The organism is Streptomyces sp. ADI95-17, from assembly GCF_003846175.1.
GTDB lineage: Bacteria > Actinomycetota > Actinomycetes > Streptomycetales > Streptomycetaceae > Streptomyces > Streptomyces sanglieri.
The window spans coordinates 38,107-59,691 of record NZ_ML123051.1 but is presented as its reverse complement, the minus strand read 5'-3'; the positions used below and the strand labels follow the sequence as shown (position 1 = coordinate 59,691).

Sequence of the window (21,585 nt, the reverse complement as noted above, 5' to 3'; positions counted from 1 at the left end):
GATGGGTAGTACATCTTTGTAGTGGGAGGTGGCCACGGACGTGGCGAACGCAGCAGTCGACGACATCCCTGCCCGGCGGGTACTGACCGATCCGGCCGGCCTCGCCCGGTATCAGCACGACGAGGCCGAGTGGGCCCCGTACGGAACGCCCCTGGCCGTGGTGCGTCCACAGAGCACCGAAGAGGTCCGGGATGTGGTCCGGCACTGTCTGGCCCACCGCATTGCGCTGGTGCCGCGCGGCGCGGGCACCGGCCTTTCGGGTGGCGCGAACGCCGTGGACGGGGCGATCGTCGTGTCCTTCGAGGACATGAACCGCATCGTCCGCATCGACCCGGCGGAGCGGCTGGCCGTCGTCCAGCCGGGAGTGGTCAACGACGATCTGCGGGCGGCGAGCGCGGAGCACGGGCTCTGGTATCCGCCGGATCCGGCCAGCTCGCCCTGGTCGACGATCGGCGGGAACGTCGCGACCAACGCCGGGGGCATGTGCTGCGTCAAGTACGGAGTGACGCGCGACTATGTGCTCGGCCTCGAAGTGGTCAACGGGCTCGGCGAGGTCGTCCCGCTCGGCCGGCGCACCGCGAAGGGCGTGGCGGGATACGACCTGGCCGGGCTGATGGTCGGCTCCGAGGGCACCCTCGGCGTGATCACGGAGATCACGGTGCGGCTGCGTCCGGCACGGCCGCAGGAACGGACCGTGGCCGGATACTTCTCGTCGGTGGTGGCCGCCGGTGAGGCGGTGAGCGCCGTGACCGCGTCGGGCGTGATCCCCTCGGCTCTCGAACTGGTCGACCGTCATTGTCTGGCGGCCGTCGACGCCTGGAAGAAGATGGGGCTCTCCGCCGACGCGGACGTGGTGCTGCTGGGGCGGGTCGACACACCGGGAGCCGAGGGCGACGCCGAGGCCGAGCTGGTACGGGAGTGCTTCGAGCGGTCGGGGGCCACCTGGGCCGCGGTCTCCACGGACCAGCAGGAGGCCGATGCGCTGTTCCAGGCACGCCGACTCGCCTACCCGGCGCTGGAGCGGCTCGGTCCGGTCCTGACCGAGGACGTGTGCGTGCCCAGGACCGCGGTGCCCGAGATGCTGGCCCGGATCGAGAGGACGGCGGCCCGGCACGACATCCTGGTGGCCAACATCGCCCATGCCGGGGACGGGAACCTGCACCCGCTGATCATCACGGCGCCCGGCGACGAAGCCGCGCGCGCCCACGCCCAGTCGGCCTTCGAGGACATCCTCGACGACGCGATCGACCTCGGTGGCACGGTCACGGGTGAGCACGGGGTGGGGCTGCTGAAGATGCGCGGCATGAACAAGGAGCTGGGCTCCGCGGTGCTGGGCATGCATCACGCGGTGAAGGCGGCGCTGGACCCGCACGGCATCCTGAACCCGGGCAAGGTGCTCGGCGGCTGAAGCGGCTTCCCGTGCCCCGCGCCCGAGCCGCTGTCAGTGGCGCCACGCACACTGGCAGCAGCACGGCACGGCCGAAGGGGGACACTGATGGACACCGAGGACGGGGCCGGTTTCGAACCGGCGACCGGGGACGGTCCGGGGGCTCCGGAGCCTGACGCGAGACGCTCCGCTTCCGTGCGGACGGCGTTCGAGGGAATGCTCCAGATCCGTCGGCTGACGAACACCGGGCACGCCGATCCTCAGGGTGTACCTGCGCGCTGGGAAGTAATCCGGCCGGTACGGGCGGTCGCCATCGCCCTGGAGGCATCGGGCCTGGCCCCCTCGGCCGTCGACGGATCGGGGCTGCGGACGGCGGCCGGATATCGCTTGCAGCGGGGCGAGGCACCGGGCGGTGTCCGTGTCGACTGGCTCGGTCCGCCCGGCAGCGGGGCGTCCCATTCGGAGGAGGCCGGGCTGACCCGGTGCTCGGAGGTGCTGCGGGAGTTGGGCTGGACGGTGCTGATGTACCGAGGAGCGCGGCGCCGAAGATTCCTGGAGGTCGAACCGCCGGCCGGTGCACGGGGACCGGACGGCGGATGACGGGCCGCCCCGCGCCGCCGTCTACCGGCGTTGTCAGACCCATGGGGGATGCTGGTGGGTCCGACACCTCTGACCGGGAGATGCTGAGATGCGCAATGACGAACTCGCCGCGGCCCAGGCGTACGTCCGACTGCTGGAGGCCACCCGCGCTGCGCTCGCGGATCCCGACGACGGCCCCTTGTACGTGCCCTTGCTCGCCTCTCCGATCGCCGAGGCGGACGGTGCGCTCCAGCAGGCCGGCCTCTGCGGCAACGAGTCCCGGTTCTTCGACCTGGTGAGCTCGCTGCAACCGGGCATGTCCGTCGGCGGTCGCTGAACCGGGCGGGCCTTGCGGGCGCCACCACGATCGCAGGGTGCTCGGCAGCCGGACGAGGCCGGCCGGGCTCGCACCGGCCGGCCCCTCGCGGGCTCTCTTCACCTCGCCGCCCCGATGCGCCACCATGCACCGAACGGCTCGTCAGGCCGGGCACTTCCACGATGAATTGATTCAACCGGCCAAGAGAACCCGACCAGCGCCTTGACTGGAAGCTCTTGGCAAACCTAGCGTACGGTCCAGATGAAACGATTCATACATCCGAACGGTCTCCGGTCGCTGGATGACTCTGCTTACGAGGTGTTCATGTCTGATGTGTCGGCCGTCAAGGCAGCTCTGAAGTCCCAGGTCATCGAGACGCCCTCGTGGGGGTACGGGAACTCCGGGACACGTTTCAAGGTGTTCGCACAACCGGGTGTGCCACGCGACCCGTTCGAGAAGATGGAGGACGCGGCGCAGGTGCACGCGTTCACGGGTGTGGCACCGAAGGTGTCGTTGCACATTCCGTGGGACAGGGTCGAGGACTACGCGGCCCTGACCCGGCACGCCGAGGGGCTCGGGCTGCGGATCGGGGCGATCAACTCCAACGTCTTCCAGGACGACGACTACAAGCTCGGTTCGGTCACCCACCCCGATCCGAAGGTGCGCCGGAAGGCCACCGACCATCTGCTGGAGTGCGTCGACATCATGGACGAGACCGGTTCCCCCGATCTCAAGCTCTGGTTCTCCGACGGCACGAACTACCCCGGGCAGGACGACATCACCGCTCGCCAGGACCGGCTCGCCGAAGCGCTGGCCGAGGTGTACGAGCGGCTGGGCGACGACCAGCGGATGCTGCTGGAGTACAAGCTCTTCGAGCCCGCTTTCTACGCGACCGACGTTCCCGACTGGGGCACGGCGTACGCCCACTGTCTGCGGCTCGGCCCGAAGGCCCAGGTGGTCGTGGACACCGGGCATCACGCGCCGGGCACCAACATCGAGTTCATCGTGGCCTCCCTGCTGCGCGCGGGGAAGCTCGGCGCCTTCGACTTCAACTCCCGCTTCTACGCGGACGACGACCTGATGGCGGGGGCCGCCGACCCGTTCCAGCTGTTCCGGATCATGCACGAGGTGGTCAGGAACGACGGTCTGAAGCCCGAGACGAACGTCAACTTCATGCTCGACCAGTGCCACAACATCGAGGCGAAGATCCCCGCCGTGATCCGGTCGGTCGCCAATGTGCAGGAAGCGACCGCCAAGGCATTGCTGGTCGACATGGCGGCGCTGGGTGCCGCACAGCGGTCCGGCGATGTGCTGGCCGCGAACGGCGCCCTGATGGACGCTTACAACACCGATGTGCGTCCGCTGCTGGCCGAGGTGCGCGAGGAGCTCGGCCTGGCGAGGGATCCGTTCGCCGCCTATCTGGCCTCGGGCAATCAGGAGCGGATCGCCGCCGCCCGGGTCGGTGGCGAGCAGGCCGGCTGGGGCGCCTGAGCCGCGGCCTCCCCTCTCCCCCGTACGACCATCGACCGATTCAGACGGCTCCCCGACCACGAAGGAAACTCATGACCTCCGCGACGCATCCCGAAGTCGCCGCACTCCTGGAACGCGCCCACCGGATCGGCTCCGACGCCCGGAACACCAACTACGCCGGTGGCAACACCTCGGTCAAGGCCAACGGCACCGACCCGGTCACGGGTGACGACACCGAACTGCTGTGGGTCAAGGGTTCCGGTGGTGATCTCGGCACGCTCACCGAGGCCGGCCTCGCCGTGCTGCGCCTGGACCGGGTGCGCGCCCTCAAGAAGGTGTACCCGGGGGTGGAACGCGAAGACGAGATGGTTGCCGCGTTCGACTACTGCCTGCACGGCAAGGGCGGTGCCGCCCCGTCCATCGACACGGCGATGCATGCCCTGGTCGAGGCCGCCCACGTCGACCATCTGCATCCGGACTCGGGGATCGCGCTGGCGTGCGCCACCGACGGCGAGAAGCTGACCGCGGAGTGTTTCGGCGACAAAGTGGCCTGGGTGGACTGGCGCAGGCCGGGGTTCCAGCTCGGTCTGGACATCGCCGCGGTCAAGGAGGCCAGCCCCCGGGCCGTCGGGGTGATCCTCGGCGGGCACGGCATCACGGCCTGGGGCGAGACGTCCGAGGAGTGCGAGCACAACGCCCTGTGGATGATCCGCACCGCCGAGACCTTCCTCCAGGAACGGGGCAGGGCCGAACCCTTCGGCCCCGAATGGGCGGGCCGTGAGCCGCTTCCCGAGGAGCGGCGCCGTGAGCGCGCGGCCGCGCTCGCCCCGCTGATCCGCGGTCTGGCCTCCACCGACCGTCCGCAGGTGGGGCACTTCACCGACACCGAGCCGGTGCTCGACTTCCTCGCCCGTGCCGAACACCCGAGGCTCGCCGCCCTTGGCACTTCCTGTCCGGACCACTTCCTTCGTACGAAGGTCAGGCCTCTCGTCCTCGACCTGCCCTCGGACGCCCCGCTGGACGAAGCGGCGGCGCGGCTCAAGGAACTGCACGGGGAGTACCGGGAGGCGTATCGCGCGTACTACGAGCGTCATGCCTCGCCGGACTCCCCCGCGATGCGCGGTGCGGATCCCGCGATCGTGCTGGTGCCCGGGGTCGGCATGTTCTCCTTCGGCAAGGACAAGCAGACGGCCAGGGTCGCCGGGGAGTTCTACCTCAATGCCATCAATGTGATGCGTGGTGCGGAGGCCGTCTCCTCGTACGCACCGATCGAGGAGTCCGAGAAGTTCCGGATCGAGTACTGGGAGCTGGAGGAGGCCAAGCTGCGCCGGATGCCGAGGGCCAAGCCGCTGGCCACCCGGGTGGCGCTGGTCACGGGCGCGGGGTCCGGCATCGGCAAGGCCATCGCGCACCGGCTGGTCGCGGAGGGAGCATGTGTCGTCGTCGCGGACATCGACGCGGCCAACGCCTCCTCGGTGGCGGAGGATCTCGGCGGGGCGGACAAGGCTCTCGCCGTGCCGGTCGATGTGACCAGTGAGGAGGAGATCGCCGCCGCGTTCCGGGCCGCCGCTCTCGCCTTCGGCGGTGTGGATCTCGTGGTGAACAACGCCGGGATCTCCATCTCGAAGCCGCTGCTCGAAACGACGGCCCGGGACTGGGACCTCCAGCACGACATCATGGCGCGCGGCTCGTTCCTGGTGTCGCGCGAGGCCGCTCGGATGATGACGGCGCAGAACCTCGGTGGCGACATCGTCTATATCGCGTCGAAGAACGCGGTGTTCGCGGGTCCGAACAACATCGCCTACTCGGCCACCAAGGCCGATCAGGCGCATCAGGTGCGGCTGCTCGCCGCCGAACTGGGCGAGCACGGCATCCGCGTCAACGGCATCAACCCCGACGGTGTGGTGCGGGGTTCGGGAATCTTCGCGGCCGGCTGGGGCGCCCAGCGCGCGGCGACGTACGGCATCGAGGAGGAGAAGCTCGGCGAGTTCTACGCCCAGCGGACCATTCTGAAGCGCGAGGTGCTCCCGGAGCATGTGGCCAACGCCGTCTTCGCGCTGACCGGCGGGGACCTCACGCACACGACCGGACTCCATGTTCCGGTCGACGCCGGCGTGGCGGCGGCCTTCCTCCGATGACTCCTGTCGCGGCGATGCCCTGGATGGATATGCCGAGGCGAGCCCGCGGGGTGCCTCGGTGTTCCGCGATCTCCCGGATGAGATGGTCATGTCTGTGACGTCACAGAGCGACGCGACCTTCGCCGCCGTGGACCTCGGTGCCACCAGCGGGCGGGTGATCACCGGCCTGGCCGGGCCGGAAGAGCTCACGCTGACCGAGGTGCACCGGTTCGCCAATACGCCGGTCCGGCTGCCGGACGGGCTGCGGTGGGACGTGCTCGCGCTGTACCAGGGAATGCTGGACGGTCTGCGGTCAGCCGCGCGCATCGGTCCGATCGCCTCGATCGGCATCGATACGTGGGCGGTCGACTACGGCCTTCTCGATGCCGACGGGGCCCTGCTCGGGCTGCCCTTCCACTACCGCGACAGCCGGAACGGAAGGGCGGCCGAGCAGGTGCTGGCGGTGTGCGGGGCGCAGGAGCTGTATGCCGTCGGAGGCTTGCAGCATCTGCCGTTCAACACCGTGTTCCAGCTGGCCGCTCACCGTACGAGTGCCCAGTGGGGTTCGGCACGGACGATGCTCCTCATCCCCGATCTGCTGACCAACTGGCTGACCGGCACGGTGGGCGCGGAGAGCACCAATGCCTCGACGACCGGCCTGTTCGACGCGTCGGCCGGTGCCTGGTCCGACGAGCTGATCGGGAGGCTGGGCCTGGAGCGTTCCTGGTTCCCGCCCTTGCGTGAGCCGGGTGACTCGGCGGGAACACTGCTGCCGCACGTCGCCGAGTACACGGGGCTGCCGGCCGGGACACCGGTGACGGCCGTGGCCTCGCACGACACGGCGTCGGCGGTCGCGGCGGTGCCCGCCACCGAGCCGGGGTTCGCCTATGTCTCCTGCGGTACGTGGTCGCTGGCCGGGCTGGAGCTGGCGGCTCCGGTACTGACGGAGGAGTCCCGCGCGGCCAACTTCACCAACGAGCGCGGGGTCGACGGCACCGTGCGCTATCTCCGCAACATCATGGGGATGTGGCTGCTGGAGGAGTGCCGCCGGACCTGGGGCCTGCGGGGCGACGCACCGGGGCTGGCCGAGCTGCTCGCGTCGGCGGCCCGGGCCCGGCCGTTCGCCGCGGTGATCGATCCCGACGACGAGGCGTTTCTCGCGCCGGGTGACATGCCGTCGCGGATCGATGCCCATCTCGTACGGACCGGGCAGGTCCCGCCCGACGGGCCGGGCGGCTATGTCCGGTGTGTCCTGGAGAGCCTGGCGCTGGCTCATCGCAGGACGCTGCGGCAGGCTGCCGCCCTCGCGGGGCGTGAGCTGAGCCGGATCCATCTTGTCGGCGGGGGTTCGCGCAACGAACTCCTCTGCCAGTGGACCGCCGATGCCACGGGGCTGCCCGTCACGGCCGGCCCGGCGGAGGCGACCGCGCTGGGCAACATCCTGTTGCAGGCGCGCGCCCATGGGCTGGCGGGCGACCTCATGTCCATGCGACAACTGGTGGCACGGACCCAGGAGTTGCGCCACTACACCCCGCAGGGCGACCGGCGGGCCTGGGACCGGGCGGCCGCGAGGCTGGACCCGGGCTGAGCCGGTGCGTCCCCTGCCCTCGTCGGAGGCCCGGGCATCCTTCGGAAGCCCGGGCCTTCGGCGGAACCGAAGGAAGGAAACTCATGACTGATGTCCTGCCCGCCACGCTCGACGGTGTGCTCGCCCGCACCGCGCGCCGTCGTTCCCGGATCGGTCTGGTGTCCGGCGGACTCGGTGCGTACTGGCCGCAGTTCCCCGGTCTTCTCGACCGGCTGCGGGAGTCGGCCCGCTTCGTGACCGGGCAGTTCGAGGAGATGGGCTGCGAGGTCGTCGACGCCGGTTTCATCTCCGATCCGCAGGAGGCGGCGACGGCCGCGGAACGGCTCCGCTCTGCCGACTGCGACATGGTTGTGACGTTTCTGACGACGTATCTGACCGCTTCGATGGTGCTGCCGATCGCCCAGCGCGCGCACGCTCCGGTGCTGGTCATCGATCTCCAGCCGACCGAGGCGATGGACCATCCGGACACCGATACGGGCAAGTGGCTGGCGTACTGCGGGCAGTGCCCGCTGCCGGAGGTCGCCAATGTGTTCCGGCGCGGCGGCATCCCTTTCCGCTCCGTCTCGGGCCATCTGCACGACGAGAACGCGTGGAACCGGATCCGCCGCTGGATCCGTGCCGCTCAGGTCCGCGCCGCGCTGCGCCACGGCCGGCACGGTCTGATGGGACACCTCTACCCCGGCATGCTCGACGTCTCCACCGACATGACGCTGGTCTCCACCCAGTTCGGCGGGCATGTCGAAGTCCTCGAATTCGACGACCTGCGGGTCCGGGTCGCCGCCGTCACGGATGAGGCGGCGGCCGAACGGGTCGCGCTCGCGCGTAGGGTCTTCACCCTCGACGACTCCGTCGACGAGAACGATCTCGCGTGGGCCGCCCGCGTGTCGGTCGGGCTGGACCGGCTCGTGGAGGACTTCGCACTCGGCAGTCTCGCCTACTACCACCGCGGTCTGGAGGGCGAGATCCACGAGCGGCTCGGCGCCGGCATGATCCTCGGCGCGTCGCTGCTGACCGCGCGCGGCATCCCGATGGCAGGTGAGTACGAGCTGCGCACCAGCCTCGCCATGCTGATCGCCGACACCATCGGCGCCGGAGGCTCCTTCACCGAGCTCCAGGCCCTCAATTTCCGGGACCGGGTGGTGGAGATGGGCCACGACGGCCCGGCCCACCTCGCCATCAGCGCCAAGGATCCCCTGTTGCGCGGACTCGGCGTCTACCACGGCAAGCGCGGCTGGGGCGTGAGCGTGGAATTCGACGTCAGGCACGGACCGGTCACCACGTTCGGCGTCGGGCAGGAGGCCGACGGGACCTTCACCTTCATCGCCTCCGAGGGCGAGGTGGTGCCAGGGCCACTGCTGGAGATCGGCAACACCACCTCGCGGGTCGACTTCGGTTTCGACCCGGGCGAGTGGACCGATGCCTGGTCCGCGACCGGCATCGGTCACCACTGGACGCTGTGCACCGGCCATCGCGCCAAGGACCTCAAGGCCGCGGCCGACCTGCTCGGCGTCCCGTTCCGCACGGTCGGCGGACCGAACGACCTCTGATTCCCGAACGCGGTCCGCCGCCCCGCCCGGTGCGCCTCAGTCCGTCGGTCCGGAGGTGGCGGCCAGGCCGAGTTCGCGGTCGCCGAGCGGGGCGAAGAAGAGTGCGACGTCGGCGTCGGTGACCCCGGCGAGATCCGCCGGGGTCCACCGCGGGTCGCGGTCCTTGTCGATGATCTGGGCGCGCACGCCCTCCACGAAGTCGGGCCTGGTGAAGGCGGTGCACGAAGTCCGGTACTCCTGGTCGAGTACCGCCTCCAGGCTGCCGAGCCGGCGCGCCCTGCGCAGGGCGGAGAGGGTCACCTTGAGCGAGGTGGGCGACTTGGTCAGGATGGTTTCGGCGGCCTGCTTGGCCGCAGGGACGCCGCTGTTGTCGAGCCGGTCGACGATCTCCTCCACCGAGGCCGCCCCGTAACAGGCGTCGATCCACTCACGGTGCGCGGCCAGTTCGCCGTCCGGCGCGGGTGCGGCGTACCGCAGCACCGTCTGCTCGATCCCGGCGGTCGTGCCGCAGCCGGCCAGGTCCGCGGTGAGCTCGGCGAGCCGCTGCGACGGTACGAAGTGGTCGGCGAGGCCGCACAGCAGCGCATCGCCCGCCCCGACCGCTTCCGCGGTGAGCGCCAGGTGGGTGCCCAGCTCGCCGGGCGCCGCACCGAGCAGACCGGTGCCGCCGACGTCGGGGACGAATCCGATGCCGGTCTCGGGCATGGCGATCCGGGAGCGTTCGGTGACGACACGGATGTCACCGTGGGCCGAGACTCCTACGCCGCCGCCCATCACGATGCCGTCCATGATCGCGATGTACGGCTTGGGGAATCGGGCGATGCGGGCGTTGAGCCGGTATTCGTCGCGCCAGAAGTCCATCGACTCGCTGCCGCCGGCCCGGGCGTCCTCGTAGATGGACCGGATGTCGCCGCCTGCGCAGAGACCCCGCTCGCCCGCCCCGGTGATCAGGACCGCGATGACCGAGTCGTCGTGCTCGGCGTCGGCGAGTGCTTCGGTGACGCGCGCCACCATGGCGTGATTCAGTGCGTTGAGGGCACGTGGACGGTTCAGCATGATGTGCCGGACACGTCCTTCGGTGTGCAGCAGAACTGGATCTTCGTGGTTCATGAATGCGCTCCGGTCAGCCCCTGTGCCGTATCGACCGCCGGTCGCGGACGATCTTCCGCTGCCATTCTGCGGGGCGGGGCCGGTGTCGGGACAGCAGGGGTCCGGGGTCCGCGCAACCCGCCCGATCCTGTCTTCCGGCCGGATTTAGCCGGGTTTCCGCTGTGGCAACCTGCCGGAAGCGGTTCGACAATTGAGTCACCCCGAACGGGCCGCGCCGCCCGGCAGCCCCGCCCGGCGACCTCCGGAGCAGGAATGACCGATCACGACCAGCAACCGAGCACTTCCGTCCCGCCTCGCCAGCTGATCGAGAAGTCGCACAACGGTGAGATCGCGACGGCTCAGCGCCTTGCCATGAATCGGATGGGCAGCTTCGACTGGGACGTGGAGGCGGGGACGCTCGACATGGACGATGCCGGGCTACTGGTGTTCGGTCTGGATCCGCGGACCTTCGATTCACGGCCCGAGACCGTGCTGGACCGCCTGGAACAGTCGGAACGGGCCCGTCTCGATGTGGCGATCGACGAGGCCGTCAAGAGTGGGCGCAGTTCGTACAGCGTCCATTTCCGGGTGCCGACGGACGACGGCAGGGAGCAGTGGACCCACATCCAGGCACGAATACTGCGCAGCGACGACGGCCGGGAGCACCGGATCGTCGGGGTGGTGCAGGATGCCACCGCGGAAGTCACCCATTCGGCCTTCGTGCTCGATCTGGAAAAGCGGCGACAGCGGCAGACCAGCATCGTTGAACGCACAACGAGGGCGCTGTCACGTGCGGTGACCGTCGACGACGTCACCGCGGCGCTCACCGGACCGGGCGGGCTCGCCCGACTCGGAGCGGACGGTCTCTCGCTGGGCCTGGTCGAGAACACCACACTGAGCGTCATCGCCCTGAGCGGCGATTCGGCGGAGGCGGTCGACGGACTCGGGGACGCCGGGCTGGACCGGCGGTTTCCTCTGGCGGACACCGTGCTCAGCGGCCGGCCACGCTTCCTGACCTCGGTCTCGGCTCTCACCCATCGCTACCCGGTGCTGGCCCCCTCCGCCGGCCGGCTGAAGTTCCGGGCCGCCGCCTATCTGCCGCTCGTCGCCCAGGCCCGTTCCCTCGGCACACTGGCGCTCTTCTACCGCGAGAGCACGTCCTTCAACGCGGACGAGCGCAATCTGTGTCTGGGGCTGGCTGCCATCGTGGCGCAGTCCCTCCAGCGCGCGAAGCTCTTCGACGAGGAGCGCGAATTCGCCACCGGGCTCCAGTCCGCGATGCTGCCGCGGCGGATCCAGGAGATCGAGGGCGGCGAGATCGCCGTGCGCTACCACGCCGCCTGGAGCGGCCGTCAGGTCGGCGGTGACTGGTACGACGTGATCGCGTTGCCCAAGGACCGGTTCGGGATCGTGGTCGGTGACGTACAGGGGCACGACACACACGCCGCCGCCATCATGGGCCAGTTGCGCATCGCCCTGCGCGCGTACGCCGGCGAGGGGCACTCGCCCTCCACGGTGCTGGCCCGGGCCTCGCGCTTCCTCGCCGAACTGGACACGGACCGCTTCGCGACCTGTACGTACGCCCAGGTCGATCTCGCGTCGGGCACAGTGCGGGTGGTTCGCGCCGGGCATTTCGGCCCGCTGATCCGGCACATGGACGGGCGGGTCGGCAGCCCCCAGGTGCGCGGCGGAATGCCGCTGGGCATCTCGACCGACTTCGATGACGAGGAGTTTCCGGAGACCCGGCTCGACCTGGTTCCGGGCGAGACGCTGGTTCTGTACACCGATGGGCTGGTGGAAGAGCCGGGTGCCGACATCGACACGGGGTTGCAGGCATTGATCCATGAGGTGAGTACGGGGCCGGCGAGCGCCCAGGCGCTGGCCGACCATCTCTCGGACCGGCTCTGGGAACGCTGGGGTTCGGGGGACGATGTGGCTCTGCTGGTCCTTCGGCGCAGCCCGGACCCCGGTTCGCCCAGGGCCCCGCGGCTGCACCAGTACGTCCACCAGGCGGACCCGGAGGGCCTGTCCGACGCCCGCAACATCGTGCGTCAGGCCCTGACCGACTGGGACATGGCCGAACTCGCCGACGATGCCGAACTGGTGACCGGCGAACTGCTGGTGAACGTCCTGCTGCACACGGAGGGCGGCGCGGTCCTCACGCTGGAGGTGCTGCCGGAGCCGGTCCGGCGGGTCCGCCTCTCCGTCCAGGACCGCTCAAGTGCCTGGCCGAGACGGCGCAGTCCGGGCGAAACCGCGACATCGGGCCGGGGGCTGCTGCTCCTGGATGCCGTCGCCACTCGCTGGGGCATCGAGCCTCGTGGCGAGGGCAAGGCGGTCTGGTGCGAGATCGGGCCCTCGGCGCCGACCGTCGTCACTGCCCGGCCGACCGCCCAGCAGGTGTGACGGCGTTCCGAAGGGCGCGCCGCCCCGCGCCCCGGACGTGCGGCGGCGCGGACGCGACCGATGGTCCCGGCACAGCCTGTGTCAGGACCACCGGCTCATTCGTCAGTGCTGTGCGGTACGACGCTTGCGTACGGACCACATGATGCCGCCGCCCGCCAGCAGCACGGCCACGGCCGCTCCGGCGATGACCGGGGTCGCGGACGAGGAACCCGTCTCCGCCAGGTCCGGCGAGCTCGGGCTCGGGGTGGCCGCGGCGGGCGCGGACGTCGAGGGCTTCTCGCTGGGCTCGGCGCTCGCGGTCGGCGCCTCGGTGGAGGGTGCCGACGACGGGGTGCCCTCGGACGGCGCGGGCGGCGGGGTGGTGGCGTCCTCGCACACGGGTGCCGACTTGGTCTCGTCGCGCGAGAAGTTGTCACCGTCGCCGGCCTTGACGACGAGGTGGACCGTGAGCTCCTTGTCGTGCTTGGGCAGCTCCAGCTTCTTGTGGAACTCCCTGCCGAAGGTCTCGGTGGGCAGGAGGTCCTTGCCGTCGACAGTGACGGTCACCTCGTTGGTGACCTTGCTGTTGTAGGCAGTCAGGTCAAGGCTCACCTCGGAGCAGGTCACGGCCCAGGTGGGGGTGTGAGCTGCGGCCGGGCCGGCGGTGAGCACCGCACCGGTCAGGCCGACGACCGCGGCGGCTGCGAGCGTTCCCGCAGCGCGCAACGATCTCCTGGGTATGGTCATGGATTCTTCCTCCGCATGTGTTTCATCGCCCGAATGGCGGTGGGGCGCAGAGTACTGCCCCCGCCGACACCCCACGCACCCGCCCCACGAAGCACCTGCGGCATCAACTGCTCACACATCACCACGGCTTCGGACATGACGGGCACACTGCGGATCGGAGGGTGAGCGGCGATGCCGTTGTCAGAGGCGGCAGTGCATGATGTGCAGCCCGACGAAGCCCCGTTCCGGGTGGTTGAATCCCTCCGGGAGCGTTCCGAGGATCTCGAATCCGAGCGAGCGGTAGAGCTTGACGGCGTGGACGTTCGTCTCCACCACTGCGTTGAACTGCATGGCTCGGAAGCCCGACGTGCGAGCCCAGTCCAGGGTGTACTCGCACAGGGCCCGGCCGACGCCTCGGCCCGAATGCTCGGGGTCGACCATGTAACTGGCACTCGCGATGTGCGAGCCATTGCCCATGTGGTTGGTGTTCATCTTGGCCGTGCCGAGGATCGTCCGGTCGTCGTCGACCGCGACGACCGTACGGTTGGGAGACTCCAGGAGCCACCAGGAGCGGGCCTCTCCTTCGCCGAGATCGAGTGGGTAGGTGAAGGTCTCGCCCGCGGCGACGATTTCGTGGAAGAAGGGCCAGACGGCGGGCCAGTCCTCGGTGGTTGCTTCCCTGATCAGCATGGGAGACAGAATGCCTGTGCCGTTCTGCTCCCGCGAGCCCTTTTCCTCCGTCCGGCGGCTGCCCACAGGGTTGCGCGTTGAGGGGCATCCTCCCCATCACTCACCGAACGTCGCACGCCTCGGCGGGGATTGCCGACGGTTCGTCTCCCTGCTTGTGCGCCTGCGCAGACCGATCCGGGCAAGCAGGCCAACCACGGGTTCCGCTGCGCCTGTCGGCGCATGGACGGGTCCGGGCCCCGGGCATGGACTCGGTGGGACAGAAGAGGGGACCCCGGGGACGAGGTCGGACTCCGGACCGGACCTGGAGCGGGACCGGGACTTGGACTGGGACCTGGCATCGGCATCGGCATCGGCATCGGCGCGAGGGTCCGGGGCGGGCGCACGCTCGCTTCCCGGAGACGGGATAGCACGCCGATCGCCGCCCGGTCGCGGTGCCGGCCGCACCTCCCTGGCGTTGTCCAGCTCCATGATCAGGTTCACCCGCCGCCACAAGAGCTCGTCCGGTTCATCGGCTCTCATCAGGTGCGCCATGGTCTCCCGCGCCCATACCGGACCGGTCGGCCCGAAGGCAGGCTCAGGTCGGAGCCTGGCGACGTACGCGCGTTCGTACGGATCATCGACCACCTCTGCCAACTGCACCGGGTCCAGCGTGTCCGCGAGCACGGCCACTCGGGCCCACGGATCCTCCGTGAGGCTCAGCAGCCGTTCGACCCGGCGTGAACGCCAGTTGCCCGCCCGGCAGTCGGCACCGCCCTCCAGCCGGTCGCGCAGCCAGCCCGGACTCCTGCCGGTCAGAAGCTGCGGTTCCCGGGCGGCGAACCCGGTGAGTTCGTCGGCGAGATAGAGCCAGACGATCGCCCGGTACCGGTTGAGGTAGAAGGTGATGGGCGTAAGGCATCCCGCGCGGGCGAACCTGGTGAAGCGGTCCGGGCTGATCCCGAGCCGCCGGGCGCCCTCTGCCGTCCCGACCGTGCGCACCCGCTCCCTCAGCGTCTCCGGGAACCCGTCCTGCGACCGGAGCCGCTCGATCTCGTCGCGGCCGACCATCGGCCGCCCACCGTCCCGCGGCACCATCAGGCGGATCAGCCCCAGATGCACGGCGATCGCGAACTCGCCGCGTTTCAAGCCGACTTCCTGCGCCGCCGTACCCACCGCCATCGCGCTTGCGGCGGGCACGCCCAACGCCGTGGCACCGGTGGTCTCCGTGCACACGTCTTCAGCAACAGCCATGATGCTCTCCCCCGTGAGGCTCGGTCACTCTCTGTGAGTACCGTAATCCGGAAGAGAGTCCATCCGCCCGGCCTGTGGATAACTCCCGCAGCCGGATCACCGGATCAGAGGCGGTCGGCCCCTTCGTCCGCCGACTGCCGCGCGGCGACACCCAGATGTTCACCGACCCTGTTGACCAGCAGTGTCATCTCGTAGGCGACCTGGCCGACGTCGGCCTCGGCCTCGCTCAGCACGCACAGACAGCTGCCGTCCCCCGCCGCCGTCACGAAGAGGAGTGCCTCGTCGAACTCCACCATGGTCTGCCGGGCCTTCCCGGCCCGGAAGTGGCGGCCCGATCCACGGGCCAGGCTGTGCAGTCCGGACGAGACCGCGGCGAGATGCTCGGCGTCCTCGCGGGCCAGCCCCGTACTCGCGCCGGTCACCAGTCCGTCGTTCGACAGCACCAGTGCGTGCCGTATGTATTCGACCCTGCTCGTCAGGTCGTCAAGGAGCCAGTCGAGTCCCCTGTCCAGCGCCATTCCCCGCTCCTCCCCGCTCATACGTTCCCCGTGCCCCGTTGCCGTAAGCCTTGCGCACTGGTCACTCGGGGGCAAGCACTCCTTCGTCATGTGGCTTGGTCCCGGCCCCATATCGGGCGATGGAGGAGCATCCGGCAGGGTCGGCTCACCGACTCCAAGGGCCTGGCGGTGTGCATCCGGCCGGCGTACTCGACCATGCGGAACAGAACTTCCCAGCCGGAGTCCCGGTCGCGCGCATCGCACAGGACGACGGGGGTGCCGAGATCTGGATCGAGCGCGCGGGACACCTCGCGTTCGCCGTGTGTGCGAGCGCCGGCGACTACGAAGGGGATACGGCGGCGTTCGAAGTATTGGCCGGCCGGGAAAAGATCTTCAAGCCGACGGGTGTCGGCGAGGACGACGGAAATTCCTCCGTACGCGGTGGCCTGGTCTCGCTGACGGCTCCGACCAGCGTGGTCTTTCCGACACCGGAGCCTCCGGCGACCATGTCTTCAGCACGAGAGCGTCACTCTCCACCGCCTCCCCGTATGTGTTGTCAGTGTGCTCGGTGATCATCAGTGCTGGGTGCAAATGACCATCGGACTCGGATGCCGTGAACCTCGGCATCGAGTGCCGAAACCCTCCGCAATCGCACAGCGGCTCCCCGCCCTGTGCAGGCCGACAGAACGGCAAAGAGGGATCCGTGCCGTGGGACGAGTCCGAATTCCTGGAGATGTGACAGGTCCATCTCATTCGCCGCCCGGATCGGTCCGCAATCCGCTCGTCCTCGCAAGGGGCGGTCTCTTTCCGGCGCCTACACTGAAGACTTCGGGTGCGAGGAATCGAGCCACGCGGACAGGGAGAGCAAGAGTGTCGAGAGCTGCCGACGGCGGTTTCGAGGATCCGCCCGCGGAGGTACTGGCGGAGGCCGCAGCGGCCTTCGGCCTGCTGGCGACGCCCGCGCGGCTGCACATCGTATGGGCCCTGTCCCAGGGTGAGAGCGATGTGACCGGACTCGCGGACCGGGTGGGCGGCACCCTCCCTTCGGTGAGCCAGCACCTGACGAAGCTCAAACTGGCGGGGCTCGTACGGTCCCGGCGCGAGGGCCGCCGCCAGGTGTACCTGGTCGACGATCCCGATGTGGTGACCGTCGTCCGGCTGATGGTCGGCCAGCTCACGGAGCGTGCCGGACACGCGCCCGCACAGTCCTCACGCCTCCGTGGGCTCGGTGCCTGAGAGCAGTGCCGCCGCAGGTCCCGGCAGCACCTACGACCCCGACGACCCGTCCGCCGTCGTCGTGCCGATGGCGGCCGCGACAGCCCGGCAGGGCGCCGCCCACGACACCACGGCTGCCGCACCGACCTCCCTCCAGGTGCTGCGCTCGCTGGACAGCGGACCGAGGGGGCTGCTGGAGGAACAGGCCGGTGACCGGCTGGCGCGGTACGGCGAGAACACGCTGCCGGCCTGGCGTCCGGTCTCCTGGCCTCGCCGTTTCCTGCGCAGTCTGCGCGATCCGTTCACCTCGGTCCTCCTGTGTCTGGGCCTGGTCTCGGCGGCGGTGGCCTCGTGGGGCACGGCGTGCGTGACGCTCGTGCTCGTGGTGGTCAGCTGCCTGCTGCGTTCCGCGGAGGAGCACCGGGCCGACCGGTCCACGGCCGCGCTGCGGGAGCTGGTGGCGACCACCGCGACCGTACTGCGCCGTACGGGTCCGGATGCCGCGCCGCACGCCCGTGAACTGCCCGTCGGGGAGCTGGTGCCGGGTGATGTGATCCGGCTCGGTCCGGGTGATCTCGTACCCGCCGATGTGCGGCTGTTGCGTGCCAGTGGCCTCACCGTTCATCAGTCGGCGCTCACCGGCGAATCGGTGCCGGTCGCGAAGCACCCCGTGGACACTCCGCCGGGGCTCCGCGCCGCAGGCGGCGGAAGCGGCGCCGAGGAAGGGCCGTTCGCCCGGCCGGAGCTGTGTTTCCAGGGCAGCAGTGTGGCGTCCGGCAGTGGTACGGCGGTGGTGACGGCGACAGGTGCGGAGACCAGGTTCGCGGCCGCGTACGACGGTTCGGCGCGCCGCCGCGGTACCAGTGCCTTCGACCGTTCGGTGCACGGCATCTCCTGGACGCTGATCCGCTTCATGCTGCTCACCCCGCCCCTGGTGCTGATGGCCAACGCGGCACTGCGTGGCCGGGGCCTGGAGACGCTGCCGTTCGCCGTCGCGGTCGCTGTCGGGCTGACTCCGGAAATGCTGCCGGTGATCGTGACGACGGCGCTGGCCAGGGGCGCTTCGCTGCTCGCCGGGAACCACGGGGTGATCGTCAAGCGGCTGCCCGCGCTGCACGACCTCGGTGCGATCGATGTGCTGTGCGTGGACAAGACCGGAACCCTGACCCAGGACCGGCCGGTCCTGGAGAGCTCGCTGAACGCGTCGGGCCTGCCCGGTCCCGAGGCACTCCACTGGGCCGCGGTCAACGCGCTGTGGACACTGCAACTGGCCGATCTGCCCGCCCCCGACGCACTCGACGAGGCGGTGCTGGACGCGGCCGAGGAGCGGGAGGAACCGTTGTCCGCGTACGACGGCGTCGCCGCGCTGCCGTTCGATCCGGTGCGCCGCCTCGCCACCGCGGTGGTCCGCCGCCCCGGGAAGCTCGGTGTGCACACGCTCGTGACCAAGGGCGCCGTCGAGGCGGTGCTCGAACGGTGCGCACTGGACGAGGCCGAACGGACCCGGCTGCGCGAACTCGCCGCCCGCGAGACCGCCAACGGTCTGCGGATGCTCGCCGTGGCCCGCGCCGAGCGCCCGGCCAGGCCGCGCCCGTACACCACGGCCGACGAGAGGGGGCTGACCTTTCTCGGCTTCGTCACTCTCCGGGACGCGCTCACACCGAGCGCGGCGGACGCCCTCGACGCGCTGAAGGACCGGGGCATCGCCGTCAAGGTCCTCACCGGCGACGATCCCGGCACCGTCGCCCGTACCTGCCGGGATCTCGGCCTCGACCCGGGCGAGGTCATGTCCGCGGACCGGATCGACGCGCTGCCGGACGAGGCGCTGGCAAAGGCCGCCGACCGGGTCACGGTCTTCGCCCGCTGCACACCGGAGCACAAGGCACGGATCGTGTCCGCGCTGCGCACGGCCGGGCGGACCACCGGGTTCCTCGGCGATGGGGTCAACGATCTGCCCGCGATGCACGCGGCGGACGTCGGCATCTGTCCGCGCAACGCGGTCGATGTGGCGAGGGAGACCGCGGACGTGGTCCTTGCCGAGAAGGACCTAGCGGCCATCGATCACGCGATCACCGCGGGCCGGCACTCCAGCGGGAACATCGCCACGTATCTGCGCATCACGCTCTCGTCGAACCTCGGCAACGTCATCGCGATGCTCGCCGCGGGGCTGATGCTGCCGTTCCTGCCGATGCTTCCGACGCAGGTCCTGGTGCAGAACCTGTGCTTCGACGTGGCGCAGCTCGCCTTCGCCTTCGACCGGCCCGCGTCCGAGGTGCTGCGGTGGCCCACGGTGCTGCGTCCGCGCGACTTCCTCCACTTCATCACGGGCTTCGGTCTGCTGAACGCCACCGCCGACCTGGCGACGTTCGCCGTGCTGGCCGTCGCTCTGCACGGTTCCGCGACGTCGGGCGGGCAGGACGCCTTCCACTCCGGGTGGTTCACCGAGAATCTGCTGACCCAGGCCCTGGTGATGCTGCTGCTCCGTACGGGCGGACGAGTCGCCGTCGGTCGTGGCGGCGGGCCGCTGCGGGTGGCCGCGTGCGGTCTCGCCGTGGTCGGTCTGCTGCTGCCGCTCACCCCGCTCGGTGGGCTGCTGGGCATGAGCGCGCTGCCGCCGCTCTATTACCTGTTGCTGGCGACGGTGCTGGCCCTGTACGCATACGGCCTGCGGGCGGCCCGGACCCGCTACGAGCGGAAGTGGAGCCGGTCATGACCCCGTCACCCATCGACCACCCGGAGGCACACGGCGAGGCCGGCACCGATCCCGGTGACGGGCCGGTTGTGCGTGCCCGTCGTGCCACGCTCGACGACGTGCCCGCATTGGTCCGTCTGCGCGGGCTGATGCTGGACGGGATGGGTGTGGAGACGGGCGGCCCCGACGCGCCGTGGCGGGCGGCCTCCGCGCAGTGGTTCGCCGAGCGGCTGCGCCGGCCCGGTGAGTTCGCCGCGTTCCTGGTCGACGATCCCGTGCTCGGCGTCGTCTCCAGCGCGGTCGGGACGTGTGACGCGCACGCCCCCGGCCCGGCGAACCTCAGCGGTCTGCAGGGGCACGTCTCCAATGTCAGTACCGATCCCCGGCGGCGCCGCCTGGGGCACGCCCGGGTCTGCCTCGAAGCCCTGCTCGGCTGGTTCCGCGAGGAGGCCGGGGTCACAGTGGTCAATCTGAACGCCACCGAGGACGGGGCCGCGTTGTACGAGTCGTACGGTTTCGCGGCTCCCCGTCACCCGGTGTTGCAGCTCCGGACGGCCGGGACGCCGCGCCGGGCGCCGTCGTCCCGCTGCTGATGGCCGGTCAGCCGTACGTGAGGTCGGCGCAGGGGTCGTCGTCGGCCGACCGGGCGTCGTCGGCGACGGCGGAAGGGACGGTTGAGGGGGTCGGCGCCCCGGCGGAGGCTGTGGGGTTCTGCGCGTAGTCGCTGCCCAGGATCACCTGGATTCCGGCGGTGCCGGACTCCGACGTCCGTGCGCCCGCGAAGAGCCGTGCGGTGGTTGCCGCCTGGTCCTTCAGGCCCGGCCCGTATTCGATGACGGTCGAGGTCCGGTCCTGGCTGCTCGCCGTGGCCGTGCTGGTGACGGTGAAGTCCCGGGAGCGCAGGAGTCCGGCCGCCTGGGCTGCGAGCCCCCTGACCGTGGTTCCGTTGTAGACGGCGACGCTGATTCCCTTGCCGGAGACCGGGGCGTCCGCCGTGGGGGACGCCTGGCGGCCGTCCTTCCCGTCGCCCTGGTCCGAGGACTTGCCCGATCCCTTGGCGCTGGCATCCTTGCCGTCGACCGTACGGTCGGCCTTCAGCGCGGCCCAGAGCGCGTCGGCGTCCGGTTCGACAATGGCGACGCGTGCCCCCTCGTAGCGCCAGGGGACGGTCACGAACTTGGTGTTGTGCAGGTCGATCTTCTTCATCGACATGGCGAACGACAGCAGCCGGTCGGCCGATCCGAGTCCGGGGTCGACGGTCATCGCGTCGGTTGCCGCGTTGGCCAGGGGCAGCAGCGTGGTGGGGTTCAGCCCCTGGGACTTGACCTTCTTGATGAGGGAGGCGACGAAGGCCTGCTGCCGCTTGATACGCCCTATGTCCGAGCCGTCGCCGATGCCGTGCCGCAGTCGGACGTAGTCGAGCGCCTGCTGACCGGAGACGGTCTGGGGGCCCTTCGTGAAGATCTTGGCCCCTCGGGTGGTCCGCTTCGGGCTGAGGTCGCGCTGGTAGATGTCCTGAGGCAGGCACACCGGGACGCCGCCGACGGCCGAGGTCAGTGACGAGAATCCGGCGAAGTCGATGACGACCGTGTGGTCGACGCGCAGGCCGGTGAGGTGTTCGACGGTGTTCTGGGTGCAGGCCGGGTTCCCCTCGGCCGTCTCCCCCACCGAGAACGCCCCGTTGAACATGACGCCGTGCTGCGGGGCGGTCCACTTGCCGTCGGGCCCCTTGCAGGCCGGGATGTCGACCAGCGCGTCACGCGGAATGGACACGGCGACCGAGTGCTTGTGATCGCCGTAGACATGGAGGAGGAACGCGGTGTCGGAGCGTCCCACCGCGCCCGTGCCGCCGCCGAGCCTGCTGTTGTCGCCCGACCGCGAGTCCGATCCGATGACCAGGACGTTCTGCCCCTGCGAGGAGCCGGGCGGCCGGTTGTCGGAGATACCGTCCGCGCTGAAGGTGTCGATGCTGCCACCGAGTTTGAGGTAGCCCCAGCCGACTCCGGCGACCAGCAGCACGAGGAACGACAGCCCGAACATGACTGTCCGGCGCAGGC

At 70.2% G+C, this 21,585-nt stretch carries 17 protein-coding genes and 1 pseudogene; 11 read left to right on the top strand and 7 right to left on the bottom strand.

From position 1 onward, the window contains the following. Positions 1 to 40: 40 nt before the first annotated feature. From EES42_RS34905 to EES42_RS34875, 7 genes are all read left to right on the top strand, one after another. On the top strand, positions 41 to 1,408 hold the full coding sequence (locus EES42_RS34905; RefSeq protein ID WP_124722284.1) for an FAD-binding oxidoreductase: 1,368 nt from the start codon (positions 41 to 43) through the stop codon (positions 1,406 to 1,408). 87 nt (positions 1,409 to 1,495) lie between these two features. Next, the gene (locus EES42_RS34900) at positions 1,496 to 1,987 is read left to right on the top strand and encodes a hypothetical protein (protein WP_124722283.1); all 492 of its coding nucleotides are present in this window, start codon (positions 1,496 to 1,498) and stop codon (positions 1,985 to 1,987) included. Positions 1,988 to 2,075: 88 nt separating this feature from the next. Continuing rightward, positions 2,076 to 2,303, top strand: a complete 228-nt coding sequence (locus tag EES42_RS34895) for a hypothetical protein (RefSeq protein WP_124722282.1) — start codon at positions 2,076 to 2,078, stop codon at positions 2,301 to 2,303. A gap of 303 nt (positions 2,304 to 2,606) precedes the next feature. Further along, positions 2,607 to 3,773, top strand: coding sequence for an L-rhamnose isomerase (gene rhaI / locus EES42_RS34890; protein WP_124722281.1), 1,167 nt, complete (start codon positions 2,607 to 2,609; stop codon positions 3,771 to 3,773). 71 nt (positions 3,774 to 3,844) lie between these two features. After that, positions 3,845 to 5,890 carry a bifunctional aldolase/short-chain dehydrogenase gene (locus EES42_RS34885; RefSeq protein WP_124722280.1) on the top strand — a complete coding sequence of 682 codons (2,046 nt, stop codon included), beginning with the start codon at positions 3,845 to 3,847 and terminating at the stop codon, positions 5,888 to 5,890. Between the two features lie 88 nt (positions 5,891 to 5,978). Next, positions 5,979 to 7,457, top strand: coding sequence for a rhamnulokinase (locus tag EES42_RS34880; protein ID WP_124722279.1), 1,479 nt, complete (start codon positions 5,979 to 5,981; stop codon positions 7,455 to 7,457). 83 nt (positions 7,458 to 7,540) lie between these two features. Next, on the top strand, positions 7,541 to 9,004 hold the full coding sequence (locus EES42_RS34875) for an L-fucose/L-arabinose isomerase family protein (protein ID WP_124722278.1): 1,464 nt from the start codon (positions 7,541 to 7,543) through the stop codon (positions 9,002 to 9,004). A 36-nt stretch (positions 9,005 to 9,040) separates the two neighbouring features. On the opposite strand, the gene EES42_RS34870 is transcribed toward EES42_RS34875, so the two are convergent. Continuing rightward, entirely contained in the window at positions 9,041 to 10,114 is a 1,074-nt protein-coding gene (locus tag EES42_RS34870) for an enoyl-CoA hydratase/isomerase family protein (RefSeq protein WP_124722277.1), read from the bottom strand. A 252-nt stretch (positions 10,115 to 10,366) separates the two neighbouring features. Between EES42_RS34870 and EES42_RS34865 the strand changes: the two genes are divergently transcribed. Next, positions 10,367 to 12,499, top strand: a complete 2,133-nt coding sequence (locus EES42_RS34865; protein ID WP_124722276.1) for a SpoIIE family protein phosphatase — start codon at positions 10,367 to 10,369, stop codon at positions 12,497 to 12,499. 102 nt (positions 12,500 to 12,601) lie between these two features. On the opposite strand, the gene EES42_RS34860 is transcribed toward EES42_RS34865, so the two are convergent. The 5 genes and pseudogenes from EES42_RS34860 to EES42_RS46670 form a co-directional block, all read right to left on the bottom strand. After that, positions 12,602 to 13,225: an LAETG motif-containing sortase-dependent surface protein gene (locus tag EES42_RS34860; RefSeq protein ID WP_124722275.1), complete on the bottom strand. Its 624-nt coding sequence runs from the start codon at positions 13,223 to 13,225 to the stop codon at positions 12,602 to 12,604. A 180-nt stretch (positions 13,226 to 13,405) separates the two neighbouring features. Then, positions 13,406 to 13,894, bottom strand: a complete 489-nt coding sequence (locus tag EES42_RS34855) for a GNAT family N-acetyltransferase (protein ID WP_124722274.1) — start codon at positions 13,892 to 13,894, stop codon at positions 13,406 to 13,408. Positions 13,895 to 13,990: 96 nt separating this feature from the next. Continuing rightward, positions 13,991 to 15,124, bottom strand: coding sequence for a DUF6397 family protein (locus EES42_RS34850; protein ID WP_124722273.1), 1,134 nt, complete (start codon positions 15,122 to 15,124; stop codon positions 13,991 to 13,993). A 104-nt stretch (positions 15,125 to 15,228) separates the two neighbouring features. Then, positions 15,229 to 15,642 carry a roadblock/LC7 domain-containing protein gene (locus EES42_RS34845; RefSeq protein ID WP_124722272.1) on the bottom strand — a complete coding sequence of 138 codons (414 nt, stop codon included), beginning with the start codon at positions 15,640 to 15,642 and terminating at the stop codon, positions 15,229 to 15,231. An 86-nt stretch (positions 15,643 to 15,728) separates the two neighbouring features. Beyond that, a pseudogene (locus EES42_RS46670) lies at positions 15,729 to 16,197 on the bottom strand (hypothetical protein). 294 nt (positions 16,198 to 16,491) lie between these two features. Between EES42_RS46670 and EES42_RS34835 the strand changes: the two are divergent. The 3 genes from EES42_RS34835 to EES42_RS34825 are packed head-to-tail and all read left to right on the top strand — an operon-like array spanning position 16,492 to position 20,121. After that, positions 16,492 to 16,857, top strand: coding sequence for an ArsR/SmtB family transcription factor (locus EES42_RS34835; protein ID WP_124722271.1), 366 nt, complete (start codon positions 16,492 to 16,494; stop codon positions 16,855 to 16,857). Beyond that, a complete protein-coding gene (gene mgtA / locus EES42_RS34830; protein ID WP_241196790.1) occupies positions 16,841 to 19,549 on the top strand; it encodes a magnesium-translocating P-type ATPase in 2,709 nt (902 codons plus the stop codon). The genes EES42_RS34835 and mgtA overlap by 17 nt, the downstream gene beginning before the upstream one ends. After that, complete coding sequence (locus EES42_RS34825) at positions 19,546 to 20,121, top strand: GNAT family N-acetyltransferase (protein WP_124722270.1); 576 nt, start codon at positions 19,546 to 19,548, stop codon at positions 20,119 to 20,121. The genes mgtA and EES42_RS34825 overlap by 4 nt, the downstream gene beginning before the upstream one ends. A gap of 7 nt (positions 20,122 to 20,128) precedes the next feature. Here EES42_RS34825 and EES42_RS34820 read toward each other — a convergent pair whose 3' ends face one another. Beyond that, positions 20,129 to 21,568 (bottom strand): LCP family protein, encoded by a 1,440-nt coding sequence (locus tag EES42_RS34820; protein WP_124722269.1) that lies wholly within the window; start codon positions 21,566 to 21,568, stop codon positions 20,129 to 20,131. Between the last annotated feature and the right edge of the window lie 17 nt (positions 21,569 to 21,585).